The organism is Streptomyces venezuelae ATCC 10712, from assembly GCF_008639165.1.
GTDB lineage: Bacteria > Actinomycetota > Actinomycetes > Streptomycetales > Streptomycetaceae > Streptomyces > Streptomyces venezuelae.
Genome location: NZ_CP029197.1, coordinates 1,929,877 through 1,941,455 on the forward strand (window position 1 = coordinate 1,929,877; position 11,579 = coordinate 1,941,455).

At 71.2% G+C, this 11,579-nt stretch carries 10 protein-coding genes; 1 reads left to right on the forward strand and 9 read right to left on the reverse strand.

Annotation, left to right across the window (positions count from 1 at the left end; translation table 11 throughout):
- Positions 1-4: 4 nt before the first annotated feature.
- From DEJ43_RS08540 to DEJ43_RS08560, 5 genes are all read right to left on the reverse strand, one after another.
- The gene (locus DEJ43_RS08540) at positions 5-1,591 is read right to left on the reverse strand and encodes a Na+/H+ antiporter (RefSeq protein ID WP_041663759.1); all 1,587 of its coding nucleotides are present in this window, start codon (positions 1,589-1,591) and stop codon (positions 5-7) included.
- Positions 1,592-1,635: 44 nt separating this feature from the next.
- The gene (locus DEJ43_RS08545) at positions 1,636-2,103 is read right to left on the reverse strand and encodes a GNAT family N-acetyltransferase (RefSeq protein WP_015032932.1); all 468 of its coding nucleotides are present in this window, start codon (positions 2,101-2,103) and stop codon (positions 1,636-1,638) included.
- Entirely contained in the window at positions 2,100-3,041 is a 942-nt protein-coding gene (locus tag DEJ43_RS08550) for an RluA family pseudouridine synthase (RefSeq protein WP_015032933.1), read from the reverse strand. Before DEJ43_RS08550 ends, DEJ43_RS08545 begins: the two co-directional genes overlap by 4 nt.
- Positions 3,042-3,094: 53 nt before the next feature.
- Entirely contained in the window at positions 3,095-3,718 is a 624-nt protein-coding gene (lspA, locus tag DEJ43_RS08555; RefSeq protein ID WP_015032934.1) for a signal peptidase II, read from the reverse strand.
- 135 nt (positions 3,719-3,853) lie between these two features.
- Entirely contained in the window at positions 3,854-4,720 is an 867-nt protein-coding gene (locus tag DEJ43_RS08560) for a TraR/DksA family transcriptional regulator (RefSeq protein WP_015032935.1), read from the reverse strand.
- A 542-nt stretch (positions 4,721-5,262) separates the two neighbouring features.
- Between DEJ43_RS08560 and ileS the strand changes: the two genes are divergently transcribed.
- Positions 5,263-8,400 carry an isoleucine--tRNA ligase gene (gene ileS, locus DEJ43_RS08570; RefSeq protein WP_015032936.1) on the forward strand — a complete coding sequence of 1,046 codons (3,138 nt, stop codon included), beginning with the start codon at positions 5,263-5,265 and terminating at the stop codon, positions 8,398-8,400.
- Positions 8,401-8,574: 174 nt separating this feature from the next.
- Here the strand turns inward: ileS and DEJ43_RS08575 are convergent, their stop codons facing one another.
- The 4 genes from DEJ43_RS08575 to DEJ43_RS08590 all read right to left on the reverse strand — a co-directional run bounded on the left by DEJ43_RS08575 (position 8,575) and on the right by DEJ43_RS08590 (position 11,578).
- Positions 8,575-9,669, reverse strand: a complete 1,095-nt coding sequence (locus DEJ43_RS08575) for a DivIVA domain-containing protein (RefSeq protein ID WP_015032937.1) — start codon at positions 9,667-9,669, stop codon at positions 8,575-8,577.
- 55 nt (positions 9,670-9,724) lie between these two features.
- A complete protein-coding gene (locus tag DEJ43_RS08580; protein ID WP_015032938.1) occupies positions 9,725-10,015 on the reverse strand; it encodes a YggT family protein in 291 nt (96 codons plus the stop codon).
- 80 nt (positions 10,016-10,095) lie between these two features.
- The gene (locus tag DEJ43_RS08585) at positions 10,096-10,719 is read right to left on the reverse strand and encodes a cell division protein SepF (RefSeq protein ID WP_015032939.1); all 624 of its coding nucleotides are present in this window, start codon (positions 10,717-10,719) and stop codon (positions 10,096-10,098) included.
- 139 nt (positions 10,720-10,858) lie between these two features.
- The gene (locus tag DEJ43_RS08590) at positions 10,859-11,578 is read right to left on the reverse strand and encodes a YggS family pyridoxal phosphate-dependent enzyme (RefSeq protein WP_015032940.1); all 720 of its coding nucleotides are present in this window, start codon (positions 11,576-11,578) and stop codon (positions 10,859-10,861) included.
- Between the last annotated feature and the right edge of the window lies 1 nt (position 11,579).

Genomic DNA, 11,579 nt, shown 5'->3' on the forward strand with positions numbered 1-11,579 from the left:
GGAATCACCGCATGCTGCGCACGTCCAGCTGGCGCAGCACCCGGTCCACCACCTCCGGGTCGGCGCCCGGCTCGCTGCGCGCCGCGAGCACCTCGTGCCGGGCGGCCGACATCAGCTCCCGCTGGATCCGCTGCACCGACTTGAAGCGCTGCGTCCGCTCCATGAACGCGGCCCTCCGCTCCTCGTCGACCATGTCGGGACTGATCCGCGCCCCGATGTCGTACGCCCCGCGCAGCAGCCGCTCCTGGACCTCCTCGGGCAGCTCCTCGACCTCCTCGATCTCCTTGAGCCTGCGCTTGGCGGCCCTCGCGGCCCGGATCGCGAGGTCGCGCTCCAGGACCCGCTCCGCGTCCGCGTCGGCCCGCACGCCGAGCCGCCGGACCAGCCAGGGCAGCGTGAGCCCCTGGAAGACGAGCGTGGCGATGATCACGCAGAAGGCGATGAAGACGATCTCGTCGCGGCCGGGGAACGGCGAGCCGTCGTCGGTGCGCAGCGGGATGGCGAGCGCGAGCGCCACCGAGGCCACCCCGCGCATCCCCGCCCACCACATGACGATGGTCTCCCGCCAGCTCGTCGGGATCTCCTCGTCGACGTCCCTGCGGGTGTGCAGCCGCTTCGCCAGCCAGGTGGCCGGAAGCAGCCAGAGCAGCCGGACACCGACGACCACCCCGACCACGGCGGCGCCCCAGCCGAGCATCTCCCCGCCGCGACCCTCCGCGACCCCGAAGACATGGACGAGTTCGAGGCCGATCAGGCCGAACGCGATGCCGGTGACGAGGGTGTCGACGACCTGCCAGAAGGTCTGTCCGGCGAGCCGCCCCATGACGTCGTCGGCGTCCGTCGCGTGCTCGGCGAGGAAGAGGGCCGTCACCAGGACGGAGAGGACGCCGGAACCGTGCAGCTCCTCGGCGAGGACGTAACTCACGAAGGGCACGAGGAGGGTGAGCCCGGTCTGCAGGGTGGCGTCGCCGAGCAGCCCGATGAGCTTGTTGGAGAGCCAGCCGAGCGCCAGACCGACCGCCACCGCGACCACCGCGGAGAGGACGAACTCGCCGAGCGCGTCGGGCCAGGAGAAGGAACCGCTGACGGCGGCGCTGATGGCCACGTGGTACAGCACGATGGCGGTGACGTCGTTGAAGAGCCCCTCGCCCTCCAGGATCGACACCAGCCGCCGGGGCAGCCCGAGCGAGCCGGCCACCGCGGTCGCCGCGACCGGGTCCGGCGGCGCGACGAGCGCGCCGAGCGCGATCGCGGCGGCCAGCGGCAGCCCGGGCACCAGGGCGTTCGCGACCGCGCCGACGGCGGCCGTGGTGACGAACACCAGGGCGACCGCGAGCAGGAAGATGGGCCGTCTGTTGGCCGCGAACTGCCGCCAGGAGGTGCGCTGCACCGAGGCGTACAGGAGGGGCGGCAGCACCAGCGGGAGGATGAGCTCCGGCGGGATCTCGACGTTCGGCACGAAGGGCAGGAAGGCCAGCGCGATCCCGACGAGGGTCATCAGGACCGGCGCGGGCAGTCCCAGCCGCTCACCGAGGGGGACGGTGAGCAGGGCGCCGAGCAGCAGCAAGAACAACAGGGCCAATTGATCCACGGCCACACCCTGCCACGTATGTCCGTTTTATCGGTGACCGGGGCCTAGAGCGAGCGCCGCATGGCCCGGTGCGGCATGCCCGCGTCCGGGAACTCGGGGCCGTACGCCTCGTAGCCGAGCCGCTCGTAGAAGCCGAGCGCATGGGTCTGCGCGTGCAGGTCGACGGCGCTCAGACCGCGCTCGCGCGCCACGTCCTCGATGCCCCGCACGAGCGCGGCGCCGACCCCGAGGCCGCGCGCGGCCTCGGAGACCGCGAGCCGGCCGAGCGAGCCGACGGAGGCGTCGGCGCCGGTCTTGCCGAGCGCGTCCGCGCCGAACAGCAGTCGGCCGGTGCCCAGCGGCAGCCCGTCCTCGCGCACGGCGAGGACGTGCACGGCGGTCTCGTCGTACGCGTCGTACTCCAGCTCCTGCGGAACGCCCTGCTCCACCACGAAGACCTCACGGCGGACCGCGAAGCAGGCCTCCCGGTCCGCCGGGCCGACCGCCTCGCGGACGCGGTACGCGGCGCTCACTGGCTCTCCGCCGCGATGCGGTCCAGGGCCTTCTGCAGGTCCTCGGGGTAGGTGCTGGCGAACTCGACCCACGAACCGTCGCCGGGGTGCTCGAAGCCGAGCCGGACGGCGTGCAGCCACTGCCGGGTCAGGCCGAGGCGCTTGGCGATGGTCGGGTCGGCGCCGTAGGTGAGGTCGCCGACGCAGGGGTGGCGGTGGGCGGACATGTGCACCCGGATCTGGTGGGTGCGGCCCGTCTCCAGCTTGATGTCGAGCAGCGACGCCGAGCGGTACGCCTCGATGAGGTCGTAGTGCGTGACGGACGGCTTGCCGTCGGCGGTGACCGCCCACTTGTAGTCGTGGTTCGGGTGCCGGCCGATGGGGGCGTCGATGGTGCCGCTCATCGGGTCCGGGTGCCCCTGCACCAGCGCGTGGTAGCGCTTGTCGACCGTGCGCTCCTTGAACTGGCGCTTGAGCGAGGTGTACGCGTACTCCGACTTGGCGACCACCATCAGACCGGAGGTGCCGACGTCGAGGCGGTGCACGATGCCCTGGCGCTCGGCGGCGCCGGAGGTGGAGATGCGGTACCCGGCGGCGGCGAGGCCGCCGATGACCGTGGTGCCGGTCCAGCCGGGGCTGGGGTGCGCGGCCACGCCGATCGGCTTCATGATCACCACGATGTCGTCGTCGTCGTGGACGATCTCCATGCCCTCGACGGGCTCGGCGACGATCTGCACCGGAGCGGCCGCGCCCGGCATCTCGACCTCGAGCCACGCGCCGCCGCTGACCCGCTCGGACTTGCCGACGACGGAGCCGTCGACCTGGACCTTCCCTGCGGCGGCCAGCTCGGCCGCCTTCGTACGGGAGAACCCGAACATACGGGCGATGGCGGCGTCGACGCGCTCGCCCTCCAGGCCATCGGGAACGGGCAGCGTGCGGATCTCGGGACTCGTACTCACTCGTCGAGTATGCCTTGTGCGGAAGACACTCTGTCTTCCGCACGGTTCCGGACTCAGTCCTTGTGGACGGTGCCGTCGGGGTCAAGGCCCCGGAACGACAGGATCACGATGAGGATGCCGCCGCAGACGATCGCCGAGTCGGCGAGGTTGAAGACGGCGAAGTGCGCGGGGGCGATGAAGTCGACGACCGCGCCCTCGAAGACGCCGGGCGAGCGGAAGATCCGGTCCGTGAGGTTGCCCAGCGCACCGCCGAGCAGCAGCCCGAGCGCGATCGCCCAGGGCAGGCTGTACAGCTTCCGCGCCAGCCGGATGATCACGACGATCACGGCGGCGGCGATGCAGGTGAAGATGATCGTGAAGGCCTCGCCCATGCCGAACGCGGCGCCCGGGTTCCGGATGGCGTCGAAGCGCAGCAGGTCGCCGATCACCTGGATCGGCTCGTGGCCCTCCAGCTTCGCGACCACCAGCATCTTGCTGCCCAGGTCGAGCAGGTAGGCGAGGACGGCCACGACGAAGAGGGCGACGATCCTGCGCCTGCCCCGGGGCCGCTCCTCGGGAGCGGCCGTCCCGTCGGCGGGCGTGGCCGTCCCGTCGGCGGCCACCGTCTCGTCGGAGGCGGCCGGCTCCTCGGCCCCTGCTGAATCCGGCGTACCGATGATGCGCTCCGCCTCTGCCACGTGAGTGAGTCCCTCGACCTCGATGCCTGACCGTGCACCGAGGGTACGGCACAGGCGTACGAGACCGGCAGCCAGATCGTCTGCCGCGCCGCCCCCGGACGGTGCGGGCCCGCGCCGGTGCGGCGTCCCCGGCGGTCAGCCGCGCCGCTCCTGCCGCTGCTTGTCCTCGACGCAGAGGGTGGCCCGGGGGAAGGCCTGCATCCTCGCCTTGCCGATCGGCTTCCCGCACACCTCGCAGAGGCCGTACGTGCCCGCGTCGAGCCGTTCCAGGGCGTGCTCGGTCTGCTCCAGCATCTCCCGGGCGTTGGCGGCCAGGGCGAGCTCGTGCTCGCGGGTGATGTTCTTGGTGCCGGTGTCGGCCTGGTCGTCGCCCGCGCCGTCGCCCGAGTCCCGCATGAGGCCGGTGAGCTCCTCCTGGGAGTGCGCGAGCTCGCTGCGCAGCCGCAGCACCTCGGACTGGAGCACGGTGCGGGCCTCGGTGACCTCCGCCGGGGTCCAGGGGTCCTCGCCAGGGCGCACCGCGAGCTCGCCGGTGCGGGCCGGCGGTACGGCGGCCTCGTCCCCGGCGGTCGTGACGCCTCCCGCGGTCTTCTTCGCTGCCACCGTCCTGGCTCCTGTCTGCTTCTTCGCGACGGGCGCCTTCCCGGCCGCCGTCTTCTTCGCCGTCGCCTTCTTGGCGGGCGTCTTCCTGGCGGCGGCCCCGGGGGCCGCCTCCTCCTCGGCGACGGCGCCGTCGAGGGCCGTCCCGTCGACCGGTCCGCCGGCGACCGCCTTCTTCGCGGGGGCCTTCTTGGCGACGGCCTTCCCGGCCGCCGTCTTCTTGGCGGTGGTCTTCTTGGCGGCCGACTTCTTCGCGACCGTCTTCCGCGCGGGCGCTCTCCCGGCGGCCGTCGGCGGCTCCGCGACCGTCGTCTTCTTCCCGGCCACGTCCTTGGCGCCCTCCGCCGAACCGGTGGAACCGGCGGCCGAGGGCTTCTTCGCGGCGGTCTTCTTCGCCACCATGTCGCGGCCCCTTCACATTTTGTGATCTTGCTCGCGAATCGTGCTGGGACGATAAATCGGCCCAGGGCCCGCGGCAACGGGGCACGCCGCCGTACCCGCCCGCCCCCGCGCCCCTCGGGGCGGGCCTGCCTCGGTTGTGCCCCAGCTCCCCGCCGGGTAATCCGTCCCGCCCCTCCCCCACATGGCCGTACGCCAACTCCGGACCGCCCCGTATGGCCATTCGGGTCACGGGAAAACCGGTCTGCCGCCCCCGGCCGGGCCCCGTACACTGGCCACAGCGAAAGGCTTGGATGGGGACGAGTAGCGTCGTACGCAGCCATGAGCGACCCGGGGACGGTGAGAGCCCGGGGGCGAGCCCGATGTGAAGCATCACCCCGGAGCCGTCGGAAGAAAGCCGCAGGACAGCGCGGTGACTAGACCCGGCGTCGCGACCCCAATGAGGGGGCTCAGGGCGTGCGCGCCCCGGGCCAAGGAGGGTGGTACCGCGGGAGCAGCGCTCTCGTCCCTCCGACGGAACGACGACAGTCCGCCGGAGGAACTCGATGACACCGCCGCAGTACCGCCAGGTACCCGCCCAGGTCGACCTGCCCGAGATGGAGCACGCCGTGCTCGATTTCTGGCGCGAGAACAAGGTCTTCGCCAAGACCCTCGAGCAGTCCGAGGGACGCCCCGAGTGGGTGTTCTACGAGGGCCCGCCCACCGCCAACGGCATGCCCGGCGCGCACCACATCGAAGCCCGCGTCTTCAAGGACGTCTTCCCCCGCTTCCGGACCATGCGCGGCTACCACGTGGCCCGCAAGGCCGGCTGGGACTGCCACGGCCTGCCGGTCGAGCTCGCCGTCGAGAAGGAGCTCGGCTTCTCCGGCAAGAAGGACATCGAGGAATACGGCATCGCCGCGTTCAACGACAAGTGCCGCGAGTCCGTGACCCGGCACACCGACGCGTTCGCCGAGCTGACGACCCGCATGGGCTACTGGGTCGACCTGGACGACGCGTACCGGACCATGGACCCCTCGTACATCGAGTCGGTCTGGTGGTCCCTGAAGCAGATCTTCGACAAGGACCTCCTCGTCCAGGACCACCGGGTCGCCCCCTGGTGCCCACGCTGCGGCACCGGTCTCTCCGACCACGAGCTGGCCCAGGGCTACGAGACGGTCGTCGACCCCTCCGTGTACGTCCGCTTCCCTCTGACCTCCGGCCCGCTGGCCGGCAAGGCGGCGCTCCTGGTCTGGACGACGACCCCGTGGACCCTGGTGTCCAACACGGCGGTCGCCGCCCACCCCGAGGTCACCTACGTGGTCGCCACCGACGGCGACGAGCGGGTCGTCGTCGCCCAGCCGCTGGTCGAGAAGGCGCTGGGCGAGGGCTGGGTCACCACGGGCGAGTCGTTCACGGGCGCGGAGATGGAGCGCTGGACCTACCAGCGTCCCTTCGAGCTTGTGGAGTTCCCGGCCGAGGCGCACTACGTCGTCAACGCCGAGTACGTGACGACCGAGGACGGCACGGGTCTGGTCCACCAGTCCCCCGCCTTCGGTGAGGACGACCTCAAGGTCTGCAAGGCGTACGGCCTGCCGGTCGTGAACCCCGTCCGCCCCGACGGCACCTTCGAGCAGGACGTGCCGCTGGTCGGCGGCGTCTTCTTCAAGAAGGCCGACGAGGCGCTCACCGCCGACCTGGACGCGCGCGGGCTGCTGTTCCGGCACATCGCGTACGAGCACAGCTACCCGCACTGCTGGCGCTGCCACACGGCGCTGCTGTACTACGCGCAGCCGTCCTGGTACATCCGCACGACCGCGGTCAAGGACCGCCTCCTCGCGGAGAACGAGCGGACGAACTGGTTCCCCGAGTCGGTCAAGCACGGCCGCTTCGGCGACTGGCTCACCAACAACGTCGACTGGGCCCTCTCCCGGAACCGCTACTGGGGCACCCCGCTGCCGATCTGGCGCTGCGAGGACGGCCACCTGACCTGCGTGGGCTCGCGCGCCGAGCTCACCGAGCTGACCGGCACCGACCAGTCGGAGCTCGACCCGCACCGCCCGTACATCGACGCGGTGACCTTCGACTGCCCCTCCTGCGCGAAGACGGCGACGCGCGTCCCCGAGGTCATCGACGCCTGGTACGACTCGGGTTCGATGCCGTTCGCGCAGTACGGCTACCCGTACGAGAACAAGGAACTGTTCGAGTCCCGCTACCCGGCGCAGTTCATCTCCGAGGCCATCGACCAGACGCGCGGCTGGTTCTACACGCTGATGGCCGTCGGCACGCTGGTCTTCGACAAGTCGTCCTACGAGAACGTGGTCTGCCTCGGCCACATCCTCGCCGAGGACGGCCGCAAGATGTCCAAGCACCTGGGGAACATCCTCCAGCCGATCCCGCTGATGGACCAGCACGGCGCCGACGCGGTCCGCTGGTTCATGGCGGCCGGCGGCTCCCCGTGGGCGGCGCGCCGGGTGGGCCACGGCACGATCCAGGAGGTCGTCCGCAAGACCCTCCTGACGTACTGGAACACGGTCGCCTTCCAGGCGCTGTACGCCCGCACGTCCGGCTGGGCCCCCTCGGCCGCGGACCCGGCCCCGGCCGACCGCCCGGTCCTCGACAAGTGGCTGCTCTCCGAGCTGAACACGCTGGTCGCCGAGACGACCGAGGCGATGGAGTCGTACGACACCCAGCGCACCGGCAAGCTGATCTCCGCCTTCGTCGACGACCTCTCCAACTGGTACGTGCGCCGCTCCCGCCGCCGCTTCTGGCAGGGCGACAAGGCGGCCCTGCGCACCCTGCACGACGTGGTGGAGACCGTCACCCGCCTGATGGCCCCGCTGACCCCGTTCATCACCGAGCGGGTCTGGCAGGACCTGGTGGTGCCGGTGTCGCCGGACGCCCCCGAGTCCGTCCACCTGGCCACCTGGCCCGAGGTGGACGCGGCGGCCGTCGACAAGACGCTCTCGGAGCAGATGCTGCTGGTCCGCCGGCTGGTGGAGCTCGGCCGGGCGACGCGCGCGGAGTCGGGCGTGAAGACTCGCCAGCCGCTGTCCCGCGCGCTGGTCGCGGCGACGGGCTTCGCGGCCCTCTCCCCCGAGCTCCAGGCCCAGATCACGGAGGAGCTGAACGTCTCGTCCCTGGCGTCCCTTTCGGAGGTGGGCGGCTCGCTGGTCGACACGACGGCGAAGGCGAACTTCCGCGCCCTGGGCAAGCGCTTCGGCAAGGGCGTGCAGGACGTGGCGAAGGCGGTGGCGGCCGCGGACGCGGCGGCGCTGTCGCTGGCGCTGCGCTCCGGCGAGGCGACCCTCACGGTGAACGGCGAGGAGATCACGGTCACCCCCGAGGAGATCATCATCACGGAGACCCCCCGTGAGGGCTGGTCGGTCGCCTCGGACGCGGGCGCGACGGTCGCCCTCGACCTGGAGATCACCCCGGAGCTCCGCAAGGCGGGCCTGGCCCGTGACGCGATCCGGCTGATCCAGGAGGCCCGCAAGAACAGCGGCCTGGACGTCGCGGACCGCATCGCGCTCCGCTGGCAGGCGGACTCCGCGGAGACCGCGGAGGCCCTGCGGGCGCACGCGGGCCTCATCGCGGACGAGGTCCTGGCGACGGACCACGCGGAGGGCGAGGCGGACGCCACGTACGGCAGCCCCTTCACGGACGAGCCCCTCGGCCTCACGTTCCGCCTCCGCAAGGCGTAACGAGCCCGAAGGAAAGGCCCGGCACCCCTCTCGGGTGCCGGGCCTTTGCGCATCCCCGCGAAGTGGGTGGCAGCTGGCGCACGGCGGGCACGGCAAAGGGCCGGGCCCCGGTTTCCCGGGGCCCGGCCCTTCAGCCTGCCGACGGCTACGCGCTCAGCGCGCGAGCGCCCGCCGTCAGTTGTCGTCCTCGTCGATCAGGAACCCGCGCATCGGCGCCGGCGCCTGCTGCATCGGCTGCGGAGCCTGCGGCCGGACCGGAGCCATCGGCTGGGTCATCGCCGGGGACATCTGCTGCTGGCCGCCGTAGGACGGGGCGCCGCCCATGGACGGCGCACCACCCATCGCGCCGTTGCCGCCGTAGGACGGCGCGCTCGCGCCCGCCGAGGCCATCGACGGGGCCGGCGGCAGGGAGGCCGTCGCCGGGGTGCGCGGCGGGGCCAGCGAGTCGTCGGCCTGGGTCTCCAGCTGACGCAGCTGCGACTCCAGGTACGACTTCAGCCGCGTGCGGTACTCGCGCTCGAAGCCGCGCAGGTCCTCGACCTTGCGCTCCAGCGTGGCGCGGGCGGACTCCAGGGAGCCCATCGCGACGCGGTGCTTCTCCTGCGCGTCCCGCTCAAGAGCGTCCGCCTTGGCGCGGGCGTCCCGCTCCAGGCCCTCGGCGCGGGAGCGCGCCTCGCCGACGATCTTGTTGGCCTCGGAGCGGGCCTCGGCGATCGCCTGGTCGGCGGTCTGCTGGGCCAGCGAGAGGACACGCGCGGCACTGTCGCCACCGGGGCCCTGCTGCGGCTGCTGCATCTGCGGCGGCATCTGCTGCTGCATCTGCTGCTGCTGCGGGTGCCCCATGGGGCCGCCCTGCATCGGGCCGGGACCCATCGGGCCGCCCTGCATCGGGCCGGGGCCCATGGGCCCGCCCTGCATGGGGCCGGCGGGAAGCTGCGGGGCGCCGGAGGGCAGCTGCGGCGGGCCCATCTGCGGCGGCTGCTGCTGGACCGGCGGTCCGGATATGGCGGCGGGCACGGGCGCGCCGGGACCGACGGGACGATCCTGCTGCTCCGGGGGCTTACGCATGCCCTGCTGCTGCTGGTTCTGCGCGGCGGCACGGGTCGCGGCGGCCAGCTTGGCGCGCAGGTCCTCGTTCTCGCGGAGCAGGCGGGTCAGCTCGGCCTCGACCTCGTCGAGGAAGGCATCGACCTCGTCCTCGTCATAGCCTTCTCGGAGGCGGACGGTCGTGAACTGCTTGTTCCGCACGTCCTCGGGGGTCAGCGGCATCTCTTCTTCACCTCTACGTAGTCGTCGGCAGTCGGCAAGACCGTATCGTCCACATTCACCTCGCGAAGCTGCTCACGATGTTGATCAGGATGTAGACGATGATCATCAGAACGAAGAAGGACAGGTCGAGTGCCACGCCCCCGAGACGCAGCGGCGGGATGAGTCGCCGCAGAAGCTTGAGCGGTGGATCGGTGACAGTGTAGGTGGCCTCAAGGACGACCACCATCGCCTTACCGGGTTGCCATGAACGGGCGAACTGGAAGACGTAGTCCATGACAAGTCGGACGATGAGGAGGACGAGGAAGCACATCAGCACGATGTAGACCACCTGTAGTGCGACGCCCATCCCGCGTTTCCCTCTCCCCTGACTTACGTGCTCTCGCTTGTCCGGCCGCTTCGCGACCGGTCCGTCCGGTTCTCGTGTTCTCAGCTCTGGTTGAAGAATCCGCCCTCTGCGATCCGGGCCTTGTCCTCCGCCGTGACATCGACGTTAGCAGGCGACAACAGGAACACCTTCTGCGTCACGCGCTCAATGCTGCCATGGAGCCCGAAGACGAGTCCGGCGGCAAAGTCGACAAGTCGCTTCGCGTCCGTGTCGTCCATCTCCGTGAGATTCATGATCACCGGGGTGCCCTCACGGAAGTGTTCCCCGATGGTACGGGCCTCGTTGTAGGTCCGGGGGTGGAGTGTGGTGATGCGGTAGGGCTCCCGCTCGGACACGACCTTGGGCATGATCACCGGTGCGTTCTTCTCCATGCTGGGACGTTCGGGTGTGATGGATGCCACGGGGGCAATTCGGGCCGGACGTCCGCTTTCGGCGAGTACCGGGACGGAATGGGCGATCGGCTCACGGGGCGCCGGGGGCTGCACCACACGTACCGGTTCCTCACGCTCCGCCTGACGCGGGGGGGCGATGTGGCGCCGGTCTCGCTCGGGCTCCGGCTCCAGCTCGGGTTCGAAGTCGTCGTCGGGGTCGAAGCCCCGGCCGTCGTACCCATCGTCCTCCACGAGGCCGAGGTAGACCGCCATCTTGCGCATCGCGCCGGCCATTCTCTGAGTCCTCCGCTCTGTGGTGGATCGCCCTACTGGCCAATGTCGCAGCGTCACCAAGTGCCCGCGATCCACGGGTCATGCCGCCGTTCTGCGGAATGACCATATTTTCTGCTGTGGTCCGACTTGCTTCGCGACGTTACCCGAGCTTCGGGCGGACACCGAGTACCGCCGTACCGACGCGTACGTGTGTCGCCCCGGCAGCGACGGCCTCTTCGAGGTCCGCACTCATCCCTGCTGACACCATGTTCGCAGCCGGACGGGTCGCGCGCAGGGCAGTCGACAAATCCATCAGCCGGTCGAAGGCGGCGCGTTGCCGCCCGGCGTACGGTCCGGCGAGCGGGGCGACGGTCATCAGTCCGTCGAGCCGCAGCCCGGGAGCCGCGTCGACGGCGGCCGCCAACTCCTCGATCCCGTCCGGTGCGACACCGCCGCGGTCGCCCCGCTCGCCGGACTCGGCGTCGAGCGCGACCTGCAGGAGGCAGCCGAGCTCCCGGCCCTCCTTCTCCGCCGCGGCGGAGAGCGAGGAAACGAGCTTCAAGCGGTCGACGGACTGCACCACATCGGCATAACCCACCACGGATCTGACCTTGTTGGTCTGCAACTGACCCACGAAGTGCCAGGTCAGATCAAGGTCGGCACAGGCCGCCGCCTTGGGGGCGGCGTCCTGGTCCCGGTTCTCGGCGACGTTCCGCACGCCGAGCCCGTGGAGGATTCTCACGTCGCTCGCGGGGTAGGTCTTGGTGACCACGATGAGCGTCACCTCCTCCCGCGCGCGCCCGGCGGCGGCACAGGCCGCGGCGATGCGCTCCTCCACCCGGGCCAGGTTCTCGGCGAGTTCCGACGTGCGGTCCGTCATG